This window comes from Achromobacter sp. D10 (assembly GCF_035282245.1).
Classification (GTDB): Bacteria; Pseudomonadota; Gammaproteobacteria; order Burkholderiales; family Burkholderiaceae_B; genus Achromobacter; species Achromobacter insolitus.
Genome location: NZ_JAYJLE010000012.1, coordinates 16,582 through 40,167, shown reverse-complemented (window position 1 = coordinate 40,167; position 23,586 = coordinate 16,582). Strand labels below are relative to the sequence as shown.

The window sequence follows — 23,586 nt, the reverse complement described above, 5'->3', positions numbered from 1 at the left end:
TTGGGGAGTCGCCAAGCTGGTTAAGGCACCGGATTTTGATTCCGGCATGCGAAGGTTCGAATCCTTCCTCCCCAGCCAACCGAATACATAAAAAAGCTGTTGAACACGCCTGTAAGACACTGGCCCGGGTTCAGCAGCTTTTTTATTTTCCGGGTCCGCTGGTGCATCATCTCGCATCACCTCGTTAGTGTCTTGAAACGACCATCGCATCATCCATCATGGCAAACGATAGCTTCATGATTTTCACGGGCACAGCCAACACTCGGCTGGCCGTGGACGTAGTCAACCACCTCGATATGTCCCTGGGCAAGATGACCGTCGGTCGCTTCTCGGACGGCGAAGTGATGGTCGAGATCAACGAGAATGTGCGCGGCAAGGACGTCTTCGTCCTCCAGCCCACCTGTGCTCCCACCAACGACAACCTGATGGAAATCATGGTGATGGTCGATGCCTTGCGCCGCGCTTCCGCTGGCCGCATCACCGCCGCCATTCCGTACTTCGGCTATGCCCGCCAGGACCGCCGCCCGCGTTCGGCGCGCGTGGCCATCTCGGCGAAGGTCGTGGCCAACATGCTGCAAGTGGCCGGTGTTGATCGCGTCCTGACGATGGACCTGCACGCCGACCAGATCCAGGGCTTCTTCGATATCCCCGTGGACAACATCTACGCGGGTCCGATCCTGTTGGGCGACATCTGGCGTCGCAATTTCTCGAACCTGGTCGTCGTGTCCCCGGACATCGGCGGCGTGGTGCGGGCCCGCGCGCTGGCCAAGCAACTGGAAGCCGATCTGGCCATCATCGACAAGCGCCGTCCGCGCGCCAACGTGTCGGAAGTGATGAACATCATCGGTGAAGTCGACGGCCGCACCTGCATCATCATGGACGACATGGTCGACACCGCCGGCACGCTGTGCAAGGCGGCCCAGGCCCTGAAGGACCGCGGCGCCGGCGCCGTTTACGCCTATTGCACGCACCCCGTGCTGTCGGGCGGCGCCATCGACCGCATCGAAGCGTCGGAACTGGACGAACTGGTCGTCACTGACACCATTCCGCTCTCCGAGCAAGGCCAGGCCAGCGGCAAGATTCGCCAGCTGTCGTGCGCCGCGCTGTTGGGCGAGACCATCCTGCGTATCTCGAACGCGGAATCGGTCAGCTCGCTGTTCGTCGATTAAGACGCAGCGTCCCTCGGACGAGCAGTCCGGATACTGAGTTCTGCGCCTTGCTGGTCGCGGCAAGGCGCAACAAACACGGCGCGCATTTTGCGTGCCGTGCACCAACCGGCGGAGTCTCTTCGCCATTTATTGTTTTTGGAGTTTTCCATGAAATTCAATGCCACTGCGCGTAGCGTCCAGGGTTCGAGTGCGAGCCGCCGCCTGCGCCGCGCGGGCCGCGTTCCCGCCATTGTCTATGGTGGTACGGCTGCCCCCCTGAACATCGAACTCGACCACAACGAGATCTACCACGCCCTGCGCAAGGAAGAATTCCACGCGTCGATCCTGCAAATGGCGCTGGAAGGCGCAGCCAAGGAAGAGCAAGTCCTGCTGCGTTCGGTTCAATGGCACGCCTACAAGCCGCAAGTCCTGCACGTGGACTTCCAGCGCGTGGACGCCAACCAGGCCCTGCACACCAAGGTCCCGTTCCACTTCATCAACGCTGAAGTCTCGCCGGCCGTGAAGCTGGGCGGCGCCATCATCAGCCACGTCCTGACCGAACTGGAAATCACCTGCCTGCCGGCAGCGCTGCCCCAGTTCATCGAAGTGGACCTGAAGGACCTGCTGCCTGGCGCTTCGGTGCACCTGGCCGACATCAAGCTGCCCAAGGGCGTGACGTACGTCCCCCATGGCGGCGACGCCAACCCGCTGCTGGCCGCGACGGCCGTGGTCAAGGGCGGCGCTGCCGCCGACGAAGGCGCTGCCGAAGCTCCGGCCGCCTAAGTCCTGCCGGAAAGCCTTCGGGCTTTCCACGGCTGGTGCCCGAAACCCTGCGTGTGCATTTGCATGCGCAGGGTTTTTTGGTTTAAACACCCCCATCATGTCTACTCCTATACGTCTCATTGTGGGACTGGGTAATCCCGGCCCCGACTACGAAACCACCCGGCACAACGCCGGCTTCTGGCTGGCCGACCACCTGGCGGACGACTTGCGCACTTCTTTTGCGCTGGAGAAGTCCTTTTTCGGGATGGTGGCCAAGTCCCGCCTGGGCGCGGACAACGTGTTGCTGTTAAAGCCCAACACCTACATGAACCGATCCGGCCAGGCGGTGGGCGCGCTGGCGCGCTTCTACAAACTGACGCCGGAGCAGGTGCTGGTGCTGCACGACGAGTTGGACCTGATGCCGGGGCAGGTGAAACTGAAGCAGGGTGGCGGCCACGCAGGCCACAATGGCTTGAAGGACATCCAGGCGGCCCTGGGCAGCCCGAACTTCTGGCGCCTGCGCATCGGCATCGGTCATCCGCGTACGTTGGGACTGGCGCAGCAGGTGGCGGACTTCGTTCTACACCCGCCGCGCCGGGAAGAGCAGAAGCAGATCGAATCGGTCATCGACCGTTGCCGCGCCGTGGTGCCGGCAATGCTGGCCGGCGATTTCCCCTTGGCGACGCGCCAACTTCATAGCGGCAACGAAGCCTGATGACAGACTTGCGGCAGGCCGCGCTCCGCGGGAAATTGCGCTTTCGCAGCGAGATCGTGGATTTCTGGCGTTTCATTCGCCATCCGCATCCGGCATCGCGTTTACCGGGCCGCGCGTCCGCCAGCGGCTTGGTGGCCGACTGGTGGCCGGGCTTGGGGCCCGGCCGTCTGCTGGCCTGGGCCGCGCTGCTGTGGGCCGTGAACCTGTTTGCGCTGGGGCCGGTGGCGGTAGCCGCCGCCGGACTGGGTGGCGTCACGCACCGGCTGGATCCTGCCAATATTCCTTGGCTGACGGCGGTGATCTGGGCGCCGCTGGTTGAAGAGACACTGTTCCGCTACGGCCTGCGCCGTCCGAAGCAGGCGCTATGGCTGATTCCGGCGATGGTGCCTGTCGTGCTCTGGGGCCCCAAAGTCTGGACCGGTCTGCTGCTGGCCGCGTTCGTGATCCTGGCCTGCTGGGGCGCGCGGCAACGGCCCGAGCCGCTGCAAGGCTGGGACACGACCTGGCGGCGCTACTACCTGAAGCATTTCGGCCTGGTGTTTCACTTGGTCGCGCTGACCTTCGCCGCCGTGCACCTGACCAATTTCGTCTATGCCAAGACGCCGTTCTGGCTATTGCCCCTGCTGGTGCTGCCCCAGTGGCTGACAGGCCTGGTGCTGGGCTGGATGCGCGTGCGGCGCGGCATCGGCGCCGCCATTCTGCTGCACTCCGTTTTCAATGCCGGCCCCATTTTGATGATCTGGATCATCATGCGCTGGGTGCCCGCCGCGGCCGCTTAGCGGGGCCGAAACCCGCGGGCCGGGCGCAGCCTCGTCGCCTGGCCGGGGTAAACTAGAACGTTAACGATCAATACCGTACTTACACAGGATTCCCATGGCTCTGCAATGCGGCATCGTCGGCCTGCCCAACGTTGGCAAATCGACACTCTTCAACGCTCTGACCCGCGCCGGCATCGCCGCCGAGAACTATCCGTTCTGCACCATCGAACCCAACGTCGGTGTGGTCGAAGTGCCGGATCCGCGCTTGCAGAAGCTGGCTGAAATCGTCAAGCCCGAACGCATCCTGTCCGCCACCGTCGAATTCGTCGACATCGCGGGCCTCGTCGCCGGTGCGAGCAAGGGCGAAGGACTGGGCAACCAGTTCCTCTCGCACATCCGCGAAACCGACGCCATCGTCAACGTGGTGCGCTGCTTCGAAGATCCCAACGTGATCCACGTGGCCGGCAAGGTCGACCCCATCGCCGACATCGAAGTCATCGAAACGGAACTGGCCCTGGCCGACCTGCAGACCGCCGAAAAGGCCTTGCAGCGCCACCAGAAGACGGCCCGCTCGGGCGACAAGGAATCGCAGCGCATCGTGGCCGTGCTGGAAAAGTGCGTGGCCCAGCTGAACGAAGCCAAGCCCATTCGCGCCCTGGACCTCTCGCCCGAGGAAAAGGCCGACATCGCGCAACTCTGCTTCATCACCGCCAAGCGCGCGATGTACGTGGGCAACGTGGCCGACGACGGTTTCACCAATAATCCGCTGCTCGACCGCCTGACCGAATTCGCCGCCGCGCGCAACGCGCCCGTGGTCGCTATCTGCGCCGCCATCGAATCCGAAATCGTCGACCTAGACGACGCCGATCGCCAGGCTTTCCTGTCGGACATGGGCATGGAAGAACCCGGCCTGAACCGCCTGATCCGCGCCGCCTTCAAGCTGCTGGGCCTGCAGACCTACTTCACCGCGGGCGTGAAGGAAGTGCGCGCCTGGACCGTGCCGATCGGCGCCACAGCGCCCCAGGCCGCCGGCGTCATCCACACCGACTTCGAACGCGGCTTCATCCGCGCGCAGACCATTTCCTATGACGATTACATCACCTACAAGGGTGAGCAAGGCGCCAAGGAAGCCGGCAAGATGCGCGCCGAAGGCAAGGAATACATCGTGCAGGACGGCGACGTGATGAACTTCCTGTTCAACGTCTGACGTTTTTTTTGGAACTCAGGAGCGCTCCGTGGCGCTTGGTGGATTGAGTAGGCCTTTTTAAATCAATGGCTTGCCAAACAATACGGTCTACTGAGCGTTCCTATTGTTCATCGAGATCTGAAAAATTCGGGGGTAGCGTTGGGGGTACTCGTGTTCAACCGTGGGGGTACTTTTCCCCGCAGTGGAGTCCAACGATGCCCGAGAATCTACTCGCTGATGCCAAGGTCAAGGCGGCCAGACCGACAGATCGAGATTGGAAACTTTCAGACGGCGGGGGCTTGTTCCTGCTGGTCAAGCCCACCGGCGGCAAGCTCTGGCGGTGGAAGTACCGCTTGCAAGGCAAGGAGAACCTCTTTGCCATTGGCAGCTTTCCTCAAGTAAGCCTTGCGGAGGCGCGCGCGGTCCGAGAGAAAGCGCGTGCCTTGGTTAAGCAAGGCATCCATCCTGCTCATGAGCGGCAGCAGGTCAAGCGGCGCAACCTCGAAGTGCTGGAGGAGCGCAAGCGCGCAAAGGAAAGCTCGTTCGCCAAGGTGGCACAGGCGTACCTGGCCGAGATCAAGCCGGTCTTTGCGCTCAGTTCCTACCGCACGAAAGAATCCCGCATCAGGAAGTACCTGTCGCCCAAGTTTGATGGGATGCCGATGTGCGATATCGGCGTGAAGCAGATTCGCCCGTTACTGGAGGAATGCAAGGCTCATGGCGCGTGGGCGGCCATCCATGTCAAAGGTGATCTTTCGGCGATCTTCGAGTTTGCGGTGGTGCGGGGGCTGGTCGAGGCCAATCCAATTCCCAGCCTGCGCGGGCTGCTACGCGTGCCGTTCAGCGAGAGCAAGGCGGCGATGACGCGAGAGCAAATCCAGAAGTTCTATCAGGAGTTGCGCGGCTACCGTGGCTATCCGGAAACCTCGTTGTGTCTGCGGCTGATTGCGCTGACCGCCTGCCGTCCAGGGGAAGCGGCGGATGCCGAGTGGGGCGAGTTCGACTTTGAGGATGCACTGTGGCGTCGGCCTGCGGCGAAGATGAAAGCGCGGCGTGATCATGTCAGCCCGTTGTCTGTACAGGCCATTGCCGTGCTGAAGGATTTGCAGTGCATCACGGGCGGTGGGCGCTATCTGTTTCCGCACCGGAGCGGAAAGGGCTTTACTACGCCCAACCGACTGACCTACGCGATGCGTGATATGAACCTGGGCTGGGGTACGACGCCGCATTGCTGGCGGACGACCTTTTCGACCTGGGCCAATGAGAACGGATACCGGCCTGATGCGATTGAGCGGCAGCTTGCCCACGTGGAAAGCAACAAGGTGCGGGCGACCTACAACAAGGCGCTGCTGCTGGATCAGAGAAGGACGCTGTTGCAGGACTGGGCGGACTACCTGAGTGCTGCGGAGGGCAGCGGCACAGCGTAGGGACGGTTTGGCTGGTTGTTACAGAGCGAGTGGGTAAGGGTGGGCGGCCTTTTCCTTTTCAGGATAGGGCCGTTGTCTCTTGAGTGCCGTTCCCTTGCCGTTTGCCTTTGCCCTGAGTTGGGCCTGGGAATAGGGTAAACAATGGAGAAAATAGGGTAATTGTGAAATTATTGCCCTTTTTAGGCATTTCCTTCCTGGTCGGCCATGCCGGCCCCTCGCGACCGGCCTACGTTCAGGAAATGGGGTAATCAAACACCTTTAATGAGGTATTTTTAGAGACAATGCCCCATTTAAAGGCTATGATTACCCCATTTAGACAGCCTGGGCTTACATTTCCATGCACTCGCTCACACCCGAGTACCTAGCCGCACTTCGCTTCGATGGTACTCAGGCCGCCACGTTGCGCACACTGGGCGAGTACCAGGGTAAGCAGCAACTCTACGCCGCGCAGTCGCCCGAAGCCCTCAAAGGGCTACGCCAGATCGCGGTAGTCGAATCCACCGAGTCATCCAACCGCCTGGAAGGCGTTGTCGTCGCACCCTCGCGGCTGAAGTCTCTGGTCATCCGCAACGCAACGCCAAAGAGCCGCTCCGAACAGGAGATCGCCGGCTACCGTGATGCCCTGGCGCTGATCCACGAGTCCGCCGCGCACATGCCCTTCAGCGAGGGTGTTGTGCTGCAATTACATACCCTGCTGTACCGCTACATGCCGCAGGCGGGCGGACGCTGGAAGGCCACCAATAACGACATCGTCGAGCGTCACCCAGATGGCACTTCGCGTTTGCGCTTCCAGCCGGTGGCTGCGCATCTCACGCCGATGACCATGGCTGATCTGAGCGGGCGCTACGCCACCGCACTGGACCAGCACCTGGCCGACCCTCTGGTACTGGTGCCGCTGGCGATGCTCGACTTCCTGTGCATCCATCCCTTCCCGGACGGCAATGGCCGCATGTCCCGCTTGCTGACCCTGCTGCTGCTCTACCACTTCGACTATGCCGTGGGTCGCTACATCAGCTTGGAACGCATCTTCGAGGAAACCAAGGAAGGCTATTACGAGACGCTGGAAGCCAGCTCGCAGGGCTGGCACCAGGGGCAGCACGACGTCAAGCCCTGGCTCGACTACTTCTGGGGTGCCTTGCTGCGGGCTTACCGCGAGTTCGAGGAGCGTGTCGGCACTATCGAGCGGGGACGTGGCAGTAAAGGAGACCGGGTGCGTGCGGAAGTCCTGGGACGCACCCTGCCGTTCTCGATTTCCGAGATTGAAGAAGCCTGCCCGGGCGTGAGCCGGGACATGGTTCGACTAGTGCTGCGAGCGATGAAATCAGAAGGCTTGATTGAATCGACTGGTAAGGGGCGAGGTGCGAAGTGGCTTCGCACCGATCAATCGGGTGAGAAATGAGTACTCAAAGAAACATCATCAGTCATGGCATCCGCGACAACCATACTCGCGGCAAGGTCGCCGACTTCCTGGCCGAGAAAATGGCCGCAGGCAGCCAACTTTCCGTGGTATCGGCCTACTTCACCATCTACGCCTACGATGCGCTGTCCAGTCAGCTTGACCAGATCGATCATCTGAACTTCCTGTTCGGCGAACCCCGCTTCATCGCTTCGCTCGACCCGGACAAGACCGACAAGAAAGCTTTCAAGATCGAAGACGAAGGCATGGAGCTGGCCAACCGCCTGCAACAGAAGGAAGTTGCTCGTCGCTGCGCTGCATGGTTGCGCGACAAGGTCGATATCCGCTCAGTCCGCCAGGCCAACCTCCTGCACGGCAAGCTCTATCACATTGACGATGGCCGACGTGAACATGCGCTATTGGGCAGCTCAAACTTCACCCGGTGCGGCCTCGGCTTGTCCGACACGCCCAACATCGAGCTGAACCTCATTGTCGATGGCGACCGCGACAGGGCCGACCTCAAACAATGGTTCGATGAAATCTGGGGCGATGAAAAACTGGTTGCCGACGTCAAGGCTGATGTTCTGCGCTACCTGGAGCAACTTTACGTCGATCACGCGCCGGAGTTCGTCTATTTCAAAACGCTCTATCACGTCTTCGAGCGCTTCCTGTCCGGGCAGGAAGCCGACGCCGCATTGTTCGACCAAACCGCCATCATCGACACGGAGGTCTGGAAGGCATTGTTCGACTTCCAGAAGGACGGTGTCAAAGGCGCCATCCACAAGATCAACCAGCATAACGGCTGCATCCTGGCCGACAGCGTGGGCCTGGGTAAAACCTACTCGGCATTGGCGGTCATCAAGTACTACGAGCTGCGCAATCACCGCGTGCTGGTGCTATGCCCCAAGAAGCTGCGCGACAACTGGACCGTCTATCTCGCCCAGAACAACAGCGAACTCAACCCCTTCCTCAAAGATCGATTCGCCTACACCGTGCTCTCGCACACCGACCTGTCCCGTGACAGCGGCCGCGTAGACGGCATCGATCTGGCAACGCTCAACTGGGGCAACTTCGATCTGATCGTCATCGACGAATCGCACAACTTCCGCAACAACACCAAGGGTAAGCGCGACGAAGAAGGCAACCTCATCAAGAAGAGCCGCTATGAGCGGCTGATGGATGACATCATCAAGATTGGGGTCAAGACCAAGGTGTTGTTGCTGTCCGCAACCCCGGTCAACAACGACCTCAAAGACCTGCGAAACCAAATCTACTTCGTCACCGAAGGGCGGGATATCGCCTTTTCGCAGAGCTTCGGCATCAACAGCATCAAGGACACGCTCACCGTCGCCCAAAAGACCTTCATGGAGTGGGCCAGGCGCTCTGGCGAGCGGGATGCCCGTGATCTGATGGAAAGGCTCTCCGCCGGGTTCTTCACCCTGCTGGACGAACTCACCATCGCCCGTTCGCGCAAGCACATCCAGAAGTACTACAAGGCCTCGATGGCGCAGATCGGCCAGTTCCCCAAGCGCAAAAAGCCGGAATCTGTGTTTTCCGAAATCGACCTCAAGGGCCGCTTCCTCTCTTACGACAAGTTAAACGACGAGATCGACAACTATCAGCTTTCCATCTTCAAGCCGTCCAAGTACGTGCTGGAAGCGTTCAAGGGGCAGTACGAAGACCATCGCGTTCAGAACTTCAGCCAGGAGAACCGCGAGAAATTCCTCATCGGCATGATGAAGGTGAACTTCCTCAAGCGCCTGGAAAGCTCTGTGCGCGCCTTCGCCATCACCATGGAACGCACCGTCAGCAAGATCGAAGACCTGGAAGAACGGCTCAAGCAGTTTCTGCAACATCAAGCCGAGACGGCGGAAGACATCCAGCCTGATTTCTTCGTGGAACCAGCCGAAGAAGACGAAGAACTGGCCCAGGCCTTCCAGGCGGGAACCAAGCTCAAGTACCGCATGGAGCACATGGACGTAGCCGCTTGGTTGGCCGATCTGGTCACCGACAAACAACAGCTTTCGCTGCTGGCCGACGCTGCCCAAGCCGTCGATGCATCGCGCGATGCCAAGCTCGCCGAACTCAAGCGCCTCATCGAACACAAAGTTCGTCACCCCAGCACCAACACGCTAGGCGAGGAAAACCGCAAGGTCATCGTGTTCTGCGCCTTCGCCGATACCGCTGCGTATCTATACGAAGAATTAGAAGACTGGTCACGCAACACGCTGGGTGTTCACATCGCCCTGGTGTCTGGCGGCGCACGCCCCAACCGCAGCACCTTCGGCCAGGCCGACTTTACCCACATCCTCACCAACTTCGCTCCACGCGCCAAACAACGGGGCAAGATGAAGTCCATGCCGCAGGATGGCGAAATAGACCTCCTCATCGCCACCGACTGCATCTCTGAAGGCCAGAACCTGCAAGACTGCGACTACCTCATCAACTACGACATTCACTGGAACCCGGTGCGCATCATCCAGCGCTTTGGTCGTATCGACCGCATCGGCAGCCCCAACAGCGCCATCCAGCTCGTCAACTTCTGGCCCACGCCGGACTTGAACAAGTACATCAATCTCAAGAACCGTGTCGAGGCGCGCATGGCGCTGGTCGATATTGCCGCCACGGCGGAAGACAACATCCTGCAAACCGAAGACCTGGAAGACCTCATCAAGCAGGACATGCGCTACCGCGACAAGCAACTGTTGCGGCTCAAGGACGAAGTGCTGGATCTGGAAGACTTCAACGAATCCGTCGCTTTGGGCGAGTTCACTCTGGATGACTTCCGCATGGAACTGGCCACTTACATCGAAGCCAACCGAGAGAAGCTGGAAGAAGCTCCCTTCGGCCTTTACGCCGTAGTGCCTCCGCACGCCGAGTACAGCGCCATCAAGCCCGGCATCATCTATTGCCTGAAGCAGCGCATCGACGCCGCCGGCAATGAGGCCGTCAACCCGCTGCAACCGTACTTCCTCGTCTATATCCGTGACGACGGTGAGGTGCGCTACAACTTCACCGCGCCCAAGCAGATTCTGGAAATCTTCCGCGCGGTCTGCCAGGGCCAGACCGAACCACACTCCAAGCTGTGCAAGCTGTTCGACGAAGAGACTGCCCACGGGCAGGACATGAGCCGCTACAGCGGCCTGCTCGACAAGGCGGTGGCTGCCATTGCCGCACAGTTTGGGCGCAAGAACGCAGGGAATCTTTTCTCAGGGCGTGGTGGCAAGCTGCTGAGCAGCCAGAGCGCTATCAAGGCCACAACTGACTTTGACCTTATTACCTGGCTGGTGATCAAGCATGAGCAATAGCATCCAAATGAAGCAGGCAATCAGCCAGCACATCCAAAAATTTTCCAGCCAGCCCTTGCGTCAAGCTGCGCTGTCGCTGTTTTCCACTTTGGGCTACGCATCCGACCGTACCGTTGAAACGCCTTCGGTTGCCGATTTCCGTGCGCAGTTCGATTCAGAATCCAAGCTGGAACACCCGGCAGCACTGATCGCAAGCTGGCAGTCTGCTGAACTGTTGTTCCAGCTTACAGACGAAGAGCTTTCCCGCAGCACCGCGCTGTTCAAGGATGAAGCCGTCAAGACCTCCCTGCTTCAGTCCTACGTCTTCATCGCCATCGAGCTGGCGGATGGCGACTACGCACGCGGCAAGCTCGCTGGTATCGCCCGCCAGATCAACCGCATCTTCCCCATGCCGGTGATGGTGCTGTTCAAGATCGGCGGACGGCTCTCCATTGCCGTCATCAATCGTCGTCTAAACAAGCGCGATGACAACAAGGACGTGCTGGGCAAGGTCACGCTGATACGGAACATCGCCATCGACGAACCGCACCCCGGCCATCTGGACATCCTGGCATCGTTCTCGCTAGCCGAGCTGACCGAGGGGCGCCGTGTCATCCAGAACTTCGACCAGCTTCATGCCGCCTGGGAAGAAGTCTTCAATGTCGAACTACTCAACAAGCGTTTCTACCGCGAACTCGCCAACTGGTATTTCTGGGCGCTGCCACAAGTCGATTTCCCGGCCGACATCGAAAAGGACGACGAAAAGCGCCGCGCCACCGGCCTGATCCGCCTGCTTACGCGCCTCATCTTCTGCTGGTTCCTGAAAGAGAAAGGGCTGGTTCCCGACAAGCTCTTTGCCGAGGCCGACCTGAAGAAAATCCTGAAAGACCTGTCGCCCAACGCCTCCACCTACAACGAGGCCATCCTGCAAAACTTGTTCTTCGCCACGCTCAACCAGCGTATGGGCAAGGATAAAAATGGACAACCATTCCGCGCCTTTGCCACTGACGAGGGCTTGCAGAAGAACCGCAGCACCTACGGCGTGGACACGCTTTACCGCTACGAAGACCACTTCCGCGACCCCGCCACTGCGCTGGAACACTTTGCCGATGTGCCTTTTCTGAACGGCGGCTTGTTCGAGTGCCTTGATCGCATCGAGGACGGCACGGGCAAAAAGCTCTACCTCGATGGTTTCTCACGCAACAAGAAAAAGCGCCCCGCCATCCCCAATCATCTTTTCTTCGGTAGCGAGCACGAAGAAGATCTGTCCGGGGCATATGGCGACACCAAGCGCAAGCGGGAGAAGGTGCGTGGCCTGCTGCACATCCTGAACGCCTACAAGTTCACCATCGTCGAAAACACGCCGGTCGATCAGGAAATCGCGCTTGACCCGGAACTGTTGGGCAAGGTGTTCGAGAACCTGCTGGCCAGTTACAACGAGGAAACCAAGACCACAGCCCGCAAGCAGACAGGCTCCTTCTATACCCCGCGCCCCATCGTTGAATACATGGTGGACGAATCGCTCAAAGCGCACCTCACCGGCGCGCTTGCGAAGGCGGGTATGAGCGAGCAGGACGCGAAAGCCGGTCTCGACATCCTCTTCGCCTACACCGAGCGGGCGCACCCCTTCAACGAGAAAGAGGCTGCCACGCTGCTGGATGCCATCCACATCTGCAAGATTCTTGACCCTGCTTGCGGCTCAGGCGCGTTCCCAATGGGCATGCTGCACAAGCTGGTTTACATCATCCACAAGCTCGATCCCGACAACGCGCGCTGGAAGCAACTCCAGATTGATGCCGCCGCGAAGATTCCTGATATTTCCGCGCGTGATGCCGCCATCGCCGCCATCGAGCGCGACTTTGCCGACAACGAGGATGATTACGGGCGCAAGCTTTACCTGATTGAGAACTGCCTTTATGGCGTGGACATCCAGCCCATTGCCATCCAGATTTCTAAGCTGCGCTTTTTCATCTCCCTTATCTGCGATCAGCGCACCAACCGCAACAAGCGGGAGAACCACGGCATCCGTCCGCTGCCGAACCTGGAAACGAAGTTCGTTGCTGCAGATGCGCTCATTGGACTGGAGATGGAAAATCAGTTTGAGTTATTCGCCAGCCCAAAGGTCAAGGCGCTCGAATCTGAACTTCAGCGCGTCCGCCACGATCACTTCGCCGCAACGACTCGCCAACGCAAATTGGCTCTCCAGAAGCGCGACAACGAAATTCGTGAAGCACTCGCCACTGAACTTCAGCAGGGATCCTTTGGTGACCGCGATTCGAGCCGGAAGCTCGCAGCATGGAACCCCTACGATCCACAGCAGTCGGCCGAATTTTTTGAACCACTATGGATGTTCGATCAATCCTTGGTCGATGGGTTTGATATCGTCGTGGGCAACCCACCCTATATTTCCGTTGAGCGTTTCTCGGGAACACCTATACAGGCCAAATGGCAAGAAATGTTCGCCACTTATGCTGCACGAGGAGATGTTTACTGCTTCTTCTATGAGCGCGGCATAGACCTGCTGAGAAAGGGCGGCACGCTGATCTACATCACGTCTAACAAGTGGATGCGTGCGGGCTACGGAAAGAACCTCCGTGATTTGTTCATCAAGAAGGTTCGGATCGACGAGATTCTAGATTTCGGTGGCGTCTTAGTCTTCAACTCAGCTACTGTGGACACTTGCACGATTCGTCTCTCGAAAAATGAGCCGCAAAAGCAGTTCCCATCGAGCTACATGAGATCGGCTTTTGCCTTTGATTGCTCTCTGGCTGAATTCACCGAATCCAACTCAAGTACCTTTAAACTTCCACTCGATGCCTCGCAATCATGGGCCGTGCTTTCCTCAGCCAGACAAGCAATTCGTGAGCAAGTCAGGTCTCAAGGGGTTCCAATTGGCCGCTGGAATATCAAAATTGGCTACGGCATAAAATCCGGTTTCAACGAAGCATTTTACCTCACCGCTGAGCAGCGTAACCAGCTAGTTGAAGAAGATTCAGCGTCAGACGAATTGATCGTAAAGCTCATTCGCGGGCGCGAAGTTGAGCGATACAAGGTAGGTTGGGAAGACACGTATCAGATCATCGTCAAGTTTGGTGCTCACGAATACTTGGAAGACCGTTATCCAGCGGTCTATCGACACCTGCACCAGTTCGAGAAACAGCTCAAGGCACGCGGGCAATGCCAGTATTCCCGTTCGCGGACGGCTGCGAACCAAGGCGCATTTCCTGGTCAACATCACTGGCTGGAATTGGATAACAATCCCACTGACGACTACCTAAACCTCTTTCGAGAGCCAAAAATTATCTACCCGGAAATTACTAAGTGGCTGGGATTCTATCTTGATCAGAGCGACAATTACTTTCCGAATAACAAGGCATTCATAATCAACAGTAAGGGAGATTCGCTAAGTTATCTGGTCGCGTTCTTCAACTCTACGGTATTTCGGTGCAGCTACATTGATGAGTTTCCTACGCAAGGCGAAGATCGCCGGGAACTGCGGAAGATTTTCTTCGACAAGATTCCAGTAAAAAAGCCAACTGCGCAGCAGGCGGCATTGTTCGAGAAGTTGGTGCCAATGGTGCAGTTGACCAAACGCATCGGCGAAGATGCCGCCGCCAGCTTCCTCGAAGACCTGATCGATGCCTGCATAATGGAGTGCTACTTCAACGCTCATATGGCCGAGCGCGACTTGTTGTTCATTGATGCTCTCGTTCCACATCTCGCCGTCTACGATCCTAACGCTTCGGACTCGAAGCAGCGCGATTTCATTGCACAACTTTATCGTTCACTGAACGAGCCCGCGTCGAAAATACGCAACCGTCTGCTGCGCATTTCCGCCGACAGCCCCGATCTCCTGGCCGTCATCAAGGAGGAAGGCAAGGTATGAAGGCGCGCTTGCACCACATCGCCATCACCAACTTCAAAGCTTTTCGTGAGTTTTCGCTTAAGCTGGAGGGGCGCCACCTGTTAGTGTACGGTGCCAATGGGGCAGGCAAGTCTTCGCTATATTGGGCGCTCTACACCTTTCTCCAGAGTGCAGGAAAGAAGCCGAACGGCAGTATCGCCAAGTATTTCGATCCTGCGAATCCACAACACTTGCTTAATCTGCATGAGCAGAAAGAAATGGCCCCCAGACCTGGGGAAATCGCATTGACGTTGCGGGAGACAGAGACCCGCAACGACACTATCTATCGCATTAGTCAGGCCGATCATGGAACCTATAATCAACCCATCATTCTGAAAGGCGATCTTGCCAGTGACTTCATCACCTATCGTTTCTTCTTCGGATTTTCTCACTTCCGCAATTCGGAAGACTTCGATTTGTGGCCGCTGTTTGAAAAGGAAATATTGCCATTCTGTGCCTCGACCAGTGGCGGAAGCCCATTGCAGATGTGGGACGCCATAAGATTCGAAATGCCAAATCCTCGTGGATTAAGTGGTGTGGCGGGGACAAATTCTTATAATCAGTTCAGGAGAAAAACGGATGCTTTTGCGGCTGTTCTTCCTGGGATAGTGGATTCAATCAGTACGAAGGCCCAACAGTTCTACGACGAGCACTTTGCTGCTGATGACCCTGCAAAAGTGAATTTAAAAATCGCAGTGACAACAACACCGCGATCAATTGGCTCAACCCAAAGCACGTTCATATTTACGAAGCCAGTAATATCCTTCGGCATCCAGATTGATGGTGAAGAAATCAAGCGACCTCAAAGCTTTTTGAACGAGGCAAAGCTAACTCAATTGGCGCTGTCCGTCCGTTTTGCCGCCTCACTCGTCAATCTGCACGAATCCGACCTCAAGCTCTTGGTTCTTGATGACCTACTGGTCAGCCTGGACATGAGCAATCGCATGAAGGTGGTGGACATCCTGCTATCCGACACCTTCGCCAACTATCAGAAGATCATCCTGACCCACGAACTTGGGTTCTTCCGCGAGTTTCGCCGCCGCATCGGAAGCGGTCATGCCGAGTGGCAATTCGTGTGCTTGCAGGGCAACGCCGCACAGAATATCAAAGCTGAAAACGATAAACGCGATATTGAAAAGGCCGAGGACTACCTCAATGGCCATGACATTGAAGAGGCAGCGATGTTCCTGCGCAAGGCGGCGGAGGACATTGCCAAGCGCGCTCGTGAATGGGCTGACGGAAAATCTCTTCCGCCAGGAGAGTTCGTCTCGTTGACTGAGAATTTGCGCAAGGCGCGGAAAAGGCTACTGGAGAGCGTGCCTGTTGCCCTTTATGCTCGGGCTCTCAAGGGCATTCCCGAAGAGCATCGCGCTCTATTGCTGTCTGCCGATGACAGTGATCTTGATGGCAACGCCAACTTGTCGCCACAAGAAAGGGGCATTCTCAAGTCGAAGCGCAACGCACTTCGCAAGGTGCTGAATGACGATGGCTGGGCCAAGATGGAGGCCGTGGAGGCCGTTGACCGCGTGCTGGAAATGACCGAGCGTGTGCTCAATCCTGCATCCCACGGTAGCGCCACACCGCTCTACGAAGAGGAAGTGCGCCGCGCCAAGAAGCTGATAGATCGTCTTGAGCAGGTGCTGCTGGAGGTGCAACGATGACGCGACCAAATCTATCCCAATTGCTGCACAGCCTGATGGCCACCTGGGAAAACGAGGTGGTGGAGTTCAAGCAGACTGGCAAGGCCTACTTTCCAAGGTAGATAGCAGTGACTTGCAACCGCTCGTGTCCAAGCTCTCGGCTGATGATTTGTCGTGCTGCGGTATCCTGGGTTCGCTGTGTATCGCTCAGCGTCCTGACGGGTGGCCCACCCGCTGCAGGTGCTGACCACCCCGTCAGAGTCTCATAACGGCTTTGCGCGTACTGATGCCGAAGGCCATGCATATGACTCAGACCCGCCGCCTTGCACTGTCCATCGTAGACGTGCCGCTGCTGGATGTAGGTTTTGTTTGCCGGGATCAGTGATCCTGTGCCCGCCAGGCGGTGTGCTGCGTGGAGCGCGTCGCGTTGCTCTGTCGTGGTGATGGGCACAGTTCGCTCCCGACCGCCCTTGGTCCACGATCCCTTGAGGGCGATGTGGTCGCCCCGATCCGCGTAACTGGGCTGGAACTTGATCGCTTCCTCCCGACGCAATCCGAAGGCGGCCTGTAGCTGAAGGCTCATGCGTACGTGCGCGTCGGTGACCTGTTCAATACCTGTGCCCAGTTCTTGGGCCTTATTGATGTTGGTCACATAGCGGCGCTCGGCCACGCCGAGTTGCGTGTTGTCCGCCGGCAGAATGCCGGCCTTGCCGATCTTCTCGGCCCACCAGCGCAAGTGAGAGAGTCGATTCTTGATGGTGCCAGACGCCAAGCCTTCGCCCTGCCAGCGATCCAGCAGCGCCTGGGCGTGCTTGCCCTTGAGCGACGATGCCTTCATCTGCCTGAAACCAGCCTCGCGCAGTTGCCGCGCGGCCAACGACAGCGAACGCATCCGGTCAGCCTGTGTGTTGTGGCTGCCGTCACGGTTGCGCTGGCAAAGCTGCCGCAGGGTGTAGGTCAAGTCGTCCATCTTCCGGCCTCCAAGCAAAGCGCCGTACTGCGTTGTCCTGAAATTCAGTGGTTAGTGTTGGTGCCAGCTCGCCAAGGCGAGATCCCGTGAGGGCAAGGGCATGGTGTTCAGGAGACACCAGAGCCTCGAATGAGGCGTCCGTCTTGCTCCCTGCTGGAAGCCCGGACGGGGGTACGACAAGACGAAAGTGATGCGAACGTGGACGAGTCCTCCTATGAAGTGAGTGGGATGAGAAATGCAGCGGGAACCCTGTGCGTTGCGCACAGGCAATTGCCGCAAAGGACAGTGCGCCAGATGGCGCGGCAGGGATGAGTTCAAACTGACGAAGAAGGCTCTGCCCTGAGTAGGGCCGATATGCGGTCGGAGCCTGGGCATACCTGGGGTGGCTCCACCCTGTCGGGCCAGCGCTTGCAGGAACCTGCGCCGTTGGGGGGCACCGATGTACGAAGCCCATCGGTCTTGGCGACTGCCCGGTCAGTGTAGGGCGGCCATCATCATGTATGCCGCACACAATGGGATCTGGCGTTCGCCCGCATTGTTGCTCGTGTGCGTGGGGGCGTCACTGCGGCGTGCAGTGACGCCCCATTTTGCGGCAGCATTTACTACGCAGGATGCGGCTGCCATCCCCTGGCCTGCATTGCCTGCGCTGCGATGTCCCCAGCGTTCGTCGAGGTGTTCATGATCTTGCGGATGTTTGCGATGTGCGCCAGGGCGGTTTCACGTGATGCCGGTTGCGCAGTCGGTTCTGGGCGGTCTGCGGTGCGCGGCGGAGCTGCAGGCCGATTTTCGGCAGGCCGTGGGGCGGCAGATGTCTCCTTACGACCTGCCCACAAGCGGAACTCGCCCGCAAAGACGCGCTTCACCAAGGCGAAGAAGTAGGCCACGACATTGCGCACGGTGCCACTCTGGCTGCGTGCCTGCAACTCGTCGAGCACTTCCTGGCGATGCTGCGGCGGCAGCCGCCGCAAGGCGGCCTGCACGTCCTTTTTCTGATCTGCCTGGGCATTGCTCAGGCAGGGCGGCAAGCTCACCGACTGCGATGCCGGATCGCCGTCGCCCTCGCGCGCGCGGTACGTACGTTCTTTTTTATACATATACGTCTTATACGTACCGCCCGGCTCAGCCGTCATGTGGCGAGCGTGTCCGGTCTGTTGCGGAACAAGCGTGCTGCCAGCGGAGTCGCCAGACAATGGCAGTGGGTCGGCTGCCTCGCTTGCCGGCGACGGCGGCGTAGGGGGCAAATCATCGTCATCGTGGCGCTGACCGTGGGTCGCAATGGAGGCGGCTTCAGGTGCCTGCGTCAGCACTGCCTGAATGTGGACGGCCACCCGATCCACCTGGTTGTTTTCGTGGCCGATAGACCCTTGCAGAAGCGCGGACAGACTGGCATCGAGTGCGCAGGCTTGTTGGAAGTCCAGGGGGCTTTCGTGAACCTGGTACAGCTCGCTGAGCACATGGCCGGTCAGCGGGTCGCGTTGCTGGCCCACTAGACTGATCCACCCCGTCAGCCGACGCACGACGAGAACGCGCCGGGCCGTCTCGTACCCGGCCCTCTGCCCCAGCGGGGTAGAGGTGAGATAGCGGCGCAACTGCCCCAGGTTCGCCAGCGGGCTGATGCCTTCCGCAGAGCGCAGCATGCGCAGAACTTGCCAACCATTGCGCTCCAGCGGCGTGAGGCGGGCATCGAGCATGAGCGATGCCGGCGTGGCGAACAGGGCGTCCTGTCCAGGCGGGTTGTGGCGGGTGTGGTGGTCTGCCATGAGCGTTCTCCAAGGTATGGGCCACAGCGGCCCGTTCTCCTGCATCTCATCGCGTACCGTTCCATGCGTCAGCCAACAATGCGGTCTGCGCCATAACCGTTTTATTCTGCCGGGTGCAGCGCTGGCACTGACATCCAGACTGATCTATCATCCCGACATCCCTATGGGGGTACAACTGGGGGTACTTCCAGCGATTCCCGCAAAGGCCGTGGCCCGATTTCCCCGCGAAACCTAGTGTTCACAAGCCTCTGCCGACCGATCAACGTTTATAAACGTGTGATCAACGTCTGACGACTCTCGTCACTGTATTTCGGCAGACACCCCAAGATTGGATCCCGGTCCAATCTTGGGGTGTTTTTCATTGCATCGATCGAAGCTGGCCCTTCCCCTCATGCTCGCGGAATGCGCGCAACTATGCCAGGCGTTCCAGCAGGCGCGGTAGCGCCGAAGCGAGCAGTGCCAGTCCCGATGCCGTCAGCAGCCCCAGCACGATTTGCCGGAAGCGCGCTTCGCTGATGCCGATGTAAAGCCTGGCGCCCAGCAGCGTGGGAACCAGCATGGCGGCGGCCACGATGGCGAAGAGGGGCAGCATGGCGCGTGTGACGATGCCGCTTGCCAGATATGTGCCCATGGTTACCAACAGCATGGACAGATTGAAGTTCTGGATGATGGCGCGCTGCGCGTCCTTTTCAAAACCACGCAAGGTGCACCAGAGCGTGGGCAAGGTGCCCGCGAATCCGCCGATTCCACCCAGTACGCCGCCGGCCATGCCCACGGCCGCATCGGCGGCCCGGCCGCCGACGGATATGCGTGGCAGGCTTTTCGCGCACAGCATGGCGGGGCACCAGACCACGAGCAGGGCGCCGAGTATGGCCTTGAACCAGTCCATGTCCAGCCGCGGCAGCAGCGCGACCCCTAGCGGAATGCCCAGCAGTCCACCCAGGACGAAAGGCAGCAGGCGCCGCAGGTCGAATCCGCGCCGCACGGTAATGGCGGCGAGTATCTGTCCGACCAGGGCGCCAAAGACGGCAAGCGTCGCTGCCATGCGCGGGTCCAGCACCCAGGCCCAGAACGACATCGCCACCAGGCCGAACGCGAAGCCCGACAGGCCCTGGACGAAGCCCGCCGTGACCGCGCCCAGGGTGACCACCAGATACACAGAATCCATTGCCGTTCTCTTCACGCCTGCTGCGGAAGGGGTTCTGTATTCTCGGCGATCCTCGTCCTTCGAAAATCGGCTTTTGCTATGGGCCGATACCGCGAGGCTTATGGCTTCACGCTCACTCCAGGCTCAGCCTGCGCAGCGTGTCCGTCAATCCCAGCAGCTCGGTGGTGTAGACGCCTTGCTCTATCGCCTTGCGTTGCCCGGCTTCTTTTTCCTCGCGGGCAAGGCTGCGCGACAAGGTTTGCTCGAGTTCGCCCGCGGGGATGACGGCGACGCCGTCGCGGTCGCCCACGATGTAGTCGCCGGGATGGATGAGCGTGTCGCCGATGGTGATCGGCACATTGATCCGACCGGGTTGGAATTTGCCGGTGCCCTTGATCGACAGGCCTCGGCAAAACAGGGGAAAACCCAGTTCGATGATCAAGTTCGCGTCGCGCACGCAGCCGTTGATCACGAGTCCGGCGATGCCGACCTGCATGGCTTGCAGCGTGAGCACATCGCCCCAGGGGCCGGCTTCCATGAAGGCCTTGGCGTCGACCACGAGCACATCGCCGGGGCGCGCCTTCTGAACCGCATAGTGCAACATGAGATTGTCGGCGGGGCGGCAGTCCACCGTAAGGGCAGGGCCGGCGAGACGCACCGTGGGATCGATGGGCTTGATGCCGTGATCCAGAGCGCCCTTGGCGCCCTGGGCTTCGTAGATGGTGGCCGCGCCCAGCTGGCGCAGGGTGGCAAGCGAATCGGTCATGTCAGTCCACCTTTGCGCCGGTGCGCTTGACCAGCGATTCCCAGTAAGGCAGTTCGCGGGCGATGAAGCTGGCGAACTGTTCGGGCGTGCCGGCAACGTTGTCGGAGCCCATTTCATCCAGGTTCTTGGCCAGCGCCGGGCTTTGCAGGGTCTTCACTATCCCTTGGTTGAGGCGCTGGATCAGCGCAGCGGGCGTCTGCGCGGGCGCGAAGATGCCATACCAGTTCTCGATCACGAAATTGGCGTGGCCGAGTTCCTTCATGGTCGGCACGTCGGGCAGGCTCTTGGAGCGGGCTTCGCCGGTGGTGGCCAGGGCGCGGATACGGCCGGAACCAAGCTGCGGCGCGATGGCGGTAGTGGTTTCGAAGGCCACGGGCACCTGGCCCGCGATCACGTCGGCCAGCGCCGGGCCCTGGCCGCGGTAGGGAATGTGGGTCATCTCAAGTTTCAGGTCGAGCTTGAGCATCTCGCCCATCAGGTGCTGCGGACTGCCGCTGCCGCCGGATGCGAAATTGAACTCGCCCGGCTTGCTACGGATCAGCGTGAAAAGCTCGTCGGCGGTCTTGACCGGCACCGAGGCGTTGACATAGAGCACCAACGGAACCGCCGCCACTTCCGCGACCGGCGCCAGTGCGCTGACGGGGTCGTTGCGCAGCTTGTACAGGTTGCGGTTGATGACGACGCCGGTGTTGTTGCCCAGGAGCAGGGTGCAGCCGTCGGGCGCGGCGGTGGTGACGTACTGGGTTCCGATATTGCTGCTGGCGCCGCCCTTGTTTTCGACAATGACGTTGGTGCCGAGCTCATCGGCCAGGCCGGGCGCGACCAGGCGCGCCAGGATGTCGGTGGTGCCCCCCGGCGGATAGGGCGAGATGATCTTGACGAGTTGGCAGGGATACGGGTCTTGCGCCATGGCGGGCGCGGCGGCGGCGGCCGTCGCCACGCAGAGAATGCCTGCGCTCAGCTTGCGGTTGATCGACATTTTGTCTCCTTGGATTATGGTGTTGTTGTTGGCGTCGATGTCAGGACGGGGCCGTCAGCCGGTCCGGCGAGCGTTGCAGTGTGTGGTAGCCGAACTGCCTGCGCGCTTCGGCCAGCGGCATGCCGTTCAGAGCTGCTTCCAATATCCGGCCTTCCAGCGTCCGTGTTTCCAGGGCTTTGGACAGCACTTGCTGCATGCGCTCGCGTGGCACCACTACGAGGCCGTCCGCGTCGCCGATCAGCAGATCTCCCGGACTGACGCGCACGTCGCCCAGCGTGACGGCCTCTTCATAAGCCTGGACCTGCACGCGGTCCTTGCCCGTGCGCATGAAGGCGCCGCGGGCGTAAAGCGGATAGCCGGCCTCGTCGGCCTCGGCCGTATCGCGGCATACGCCATGCACGACGGTGCCGGCAATGTGCTTGTGCGCGGCCAGGCGGCTGAGGATGCCGCCCCACACGGTGCAGTCCATGCGGCCGCCGTTGTCCAGGACGGCAACCGTGCCGGGTTGCAGGCGGTCGATGAAGTCGCCGACCGTGCCGGGTTGGGCGTGGTCTATCGGCGCGAAGCGGACGGTGTAGGCCAGGCCGAAAATGCGGGCCGGACCGGCGACAGGCCGGATGCCCAGCGCGCTGCCGGGCAGCTCGTAGTAATCGAGGGCATCGGAAACCTCGGCGGTGGAAAGGCCGCGGGCCAGACGCAGCCATTCGGGTTCGTTCAAATCGGGAATCAACGGAAGCTCCAGGTGTGGGCGCGGCGATGCGTGCCTGTAATTCCATGTTCAGCTAACGAAAAGTGGAAAGCAATCAAGCGTTTTTGAGCGTAAGATCAATTTCCATGAACTTGAAATCCTTGCAGTTCTTTTGCGAAGTAGTTGAGACCCGCAATGCCAACGTGGCGGCGCAGCGTCTGCACGTGGTCCCCACGGCGGTCAGCATGCAGCTGGGACAACTGGAAGCCATGCTGGGCGCCAAGGTGTTCGATCGTTCCACTCGGCCCATGACGCTGACGCCGCTGGGGCGCTTCATTTATCCCAAGGCCAAGGCCTTGCTGGCCGATGCAGCGCGCTTGTTCGACGAGGCGCAGGACATGGCCGCCGGCCATTTCGGCTGGCTCAGTATCGGTTTCACGCGCTCGACCATTTTTTCGGTGCTGCCCGATGCGGTGCGCAAGATGAAGGCCGATCTCCCCAAGGTGCGCATCGACCTGACAGAGATCCTCAGCGAGCACCAGGCAGAGGCCTTGCGTAGCGGTCTTATCCATGTGGGCCTGTCGCGCGCGATGGGGCCACGCATAGAAGAGGACGACCTGGATTACTTTCCGTTGTTCGACGATGGGCTGGTCGCCGCGGTGCCGTTTTCGGGGACGCTGGCCAAGCGCAAGCGCCTCACGCCCGGTGATCTGGCCGGCATGGCCTTCATCAGCTATCCAAAGGATCCGGAAAGCAGCTTTGCCCGGTCCACCATGCAGGCGCTGGAGCAGGCGGGCGCAAAGGTGCGCGTGGGATACGAGGCGAAGGAAATCCACACCGCGCTGGGCCTTGTGGCGGCCGGCCTGGGGTATGCGCTGGTCGGAAAATCCGTGGCGGATGACAGCCGCAGCGACATCCTGTACCTGCCGGTCCAGGGCCTGACGGCGACGGCGCAGGTGTATGCGGTGCGCGCCAAAGGCGCCACGCATCGGCTGGCGGATGACTTCATGGCGATCATTTCCGCGCAGTCGGACCAGCGCTGAAGGTGCCCGC

The 23,586-nt window shown here is 59.8% G+C and carries 17 protein-coding genes and 1 tRNA gene; 12 read left to right on the top strand and 6 right to left on the bottom strand.

All coding sequences use genetic code 11. The features are described 5' to 3' along the window. Window position 1 precedes the first annotated feature (1 nt). From VCS63_RS24245 to VCS63_RS24195, 11 genes are all read left to right on the top strand, one after another. Window positions 2-78: transfer RNA gene (locus VCS63_RS24245), tRNA-Gln, on the top strand. Window positions 79-218: 140 nt separating this feature from the next. Then, complete coding sequence (locus VCS63_RS24240) at window positions 219-1,169, top strand: ribose-phosphate pyrophosphokinase (RefSeq protein WP_006227587.1); 951 nt, start codon at window positions 219-221, stop codon at window positions 1,167-1,169. A 147-nt stretch (window positions 1,170-1,316) separates the two neighbouring features. Then, entirely contained in the window at window positions 1,317-1,931 is a 615-nt protein-coding gene (locus tag VCS63_RS24235; protein ID WP_042797362.1) for a 50S ribosomal protein L25/general stress protein Ctc, read from the top strand. A gap of 97 nt (window positions 1,932-2,028) precedes the next feature. Further along, entirely contained in the window at window positions 2,029-2,625 is a 597-nt protein-coding gene (gene pth / locus VCS63_RS24230) for an aminoacyl-tRNA hydrolase (RefSeq protein ID WP_042795137.1), read from the top strand. Continuing rightward, window positions 2,625-3,404: a type II CAAX prenyl endopeptidase Rce1 family protein gene (locus tag VCS63_RS24225; protein ID WP_323881209.1), complete on the top strand. Its 780-nt coding sequence runs from the start codon at window positions 2,625-2,627 to the stop codon at window positions 3,402-3,404. The genes pth and VCS63_RS24225 overlap by 1 nt, the downstream gene beginning before the upstream one ends. A gap of 94 nt (window positions 3,405-3,498) precedes the next feature. Beyond that, window positions 3,499-4,590 (top strand): redox-regulated ATPase YchF, encoded by a 1,092-nt coding sequence (gene ychF / locus VCS63_RS24220; protein ID WP_042795135.1) that lies wholly within the window; start codon window positions 3,499-3,501, stop codon window positions 4,588-4,590. A gap of 194 nt (window positions 4,591-4,784) precedes the next feature. Then, window positions 4,785-5,996, top strand: coding sequence for a tyrosine-type recombinase/integrase (locus VCS63_RS24215; RefSeq protein ID WP_323881206.1), 1,212 nt, complete (start codon window positions 4,785-4,787; stop codon window positions 5,994-5,996). Between the two features lie 337 nt (window positions 5,997-6,333). After that, window positions 6,334-7,395 carry a Fic family protein gene (locus VCS63_RS24210; RefSeq protein WP_323881204.1) on the top strand — a complete coding sequence of 354 codons (1,062 nt, stop codon included), beginning with the start codon at window positions 6,334-6,336 and terminating at the stop codon, window positions 7,393-7,395. Next, window positions 7,392-10,700 carry a helicase-related protein gene (locus tag VCS63_RS24205; protein ID WP_323881198.1) on the top strand — a complete coding sequence of 1,103 codons (3,309 nt, stop codon included), beginning with the start codon at window positions 7,392-7,394 and terminating at the stop codon, window positions 10,698-10,700. The genes VCS63_RS24210 and VCS63_RS24205 overlap by 4 nt, the downstream gene beginning before the upstream one ends. Further along, window positions 10,690-14,565, top strand: a complete 3,876-nt coding sequence (locus tag VCS63_RS24200) for an Eco57I restriction-modification methylase domain-containing protein (RefSeq protein WP_323881196.1) — start codon at window positions 10,690-10,692, stop codon at window positions 14,563-14,565. Before VCS63_RS24205 ends, VCS63_RS24200 begins: the two co-directional genes overlap by 11 nt. Continuing rightward, complete coding sequence (locus VCS63_RS24195; protein WP_323881194.1) at window positions 14,562-16,244, top strand: AAA family ATPase; 1,683 nt, start codon at window positions 14,562-14,564, stop codon at window positions 16,242-16,244. Before VCS63_RS24200 ends, VCS63_RS24195 begins: the two co-directional genes overlap by 4 nt. Window positions 16,245-16,329: 85 nt before the next feature. On the opposite strand, the gene VCS63_RS24190 is transcribed toward VCS63_RS24195, so the two are convergent. The 6 genes from VCS63_RS24190 to VCS63_RS24165 form a co-directional block, all read right to left on the bottom strand. Next, the gene (locus VCS63_RS24190) at window positions 16,330-17,193 is read right to left on the bottom strand and encodes an integrase domain-containing protein (protein ID WP_323881192.1); all 864 of its coding nucleotides are present in this window, start codon (window positions 17,191-17,193) and stop codon (window positions 16,330-16,332) included. 602 nt (window positions 17,194-17,795) lie between these two features. Next, window positions 17,796-18,953 (bottom strand): STY4528 family pathogenicity island replication protein, encoded by a 1,158-nt coding sequence (locus VCS63_RS24185; RefSeq protein WP_323881190.1) that lies wholly within the window; start codon window positions 18,951-18,953, stop codon window positions 17,796-17,798. A 412-nt stretch (window positions 18,954-19,365) separates the two neighbouring features. Then, window positions 19,366-20,121, bottom strand: a complete 756-nt coding sequence (locus tag VCS63_RS24180; protein WP_323881188.1) for a sulfite exporter TauE/SafE family protein — start codon at window positions 20,119-20,121, stop codon at window positions 19,366-19,368. 112 nt (window positions 20,122-20,233) lie between these two features. Next, on the bottom strand, window positions 20,234-20,866 hold the full coding sequence (locus tag VCS63_RS24175; protein ID WP_323881186.1) for an RraA family protein: 633 nt from the start codon (window positions 20,864-20,866) through the stop codon (window positions 20,234-20,236). 1 nt (window position 20,867) lies between these two features. Beyond that, entirely contained in the window at window positions 20,868-21,845 is a 978-nt protein-coding gene (locus tag VCS63_RS24170) for a tripartite tricarboxylate transporter substrate binding protein (protein WP_323881184.1), read from the bottom strand. A gap of 40 nt (window positions 21,846-21,885) precedes the next feature. Continuing rightward, window positions 21,886-22,575 (bottom strand): RraA family protein, encoded by a 690-nt coding sequence (locus VCS63_RS24165; RefSeq protein WP_243759317.1) that lies wholly within the window; start codon window positions 22,573-22,575, stop codon window positions 21,886-21,888. A 104-nt stretch (window positions 22,576-22,679) separates the two neighbouring features. Between VCS63_RS24165 and VCS63_RS24160 the strand changes: the two genes are divergently transcribed. Next, window positions 22,680-23,576 carry a LysR family transcriptional regulator gene (locus tag VCS63_RS24160; RefSeq protein WP_323881182.1) on the top strand — a complete coding sequence of 299 codons (897 nt, stop codon included), beginning with the start codon at window positions 22,680-22,682 and terminating at the stop codon, window positions 23,574-23,576. Window positions 23,577-23,586 lie beyond the last annotated feature (10 nt).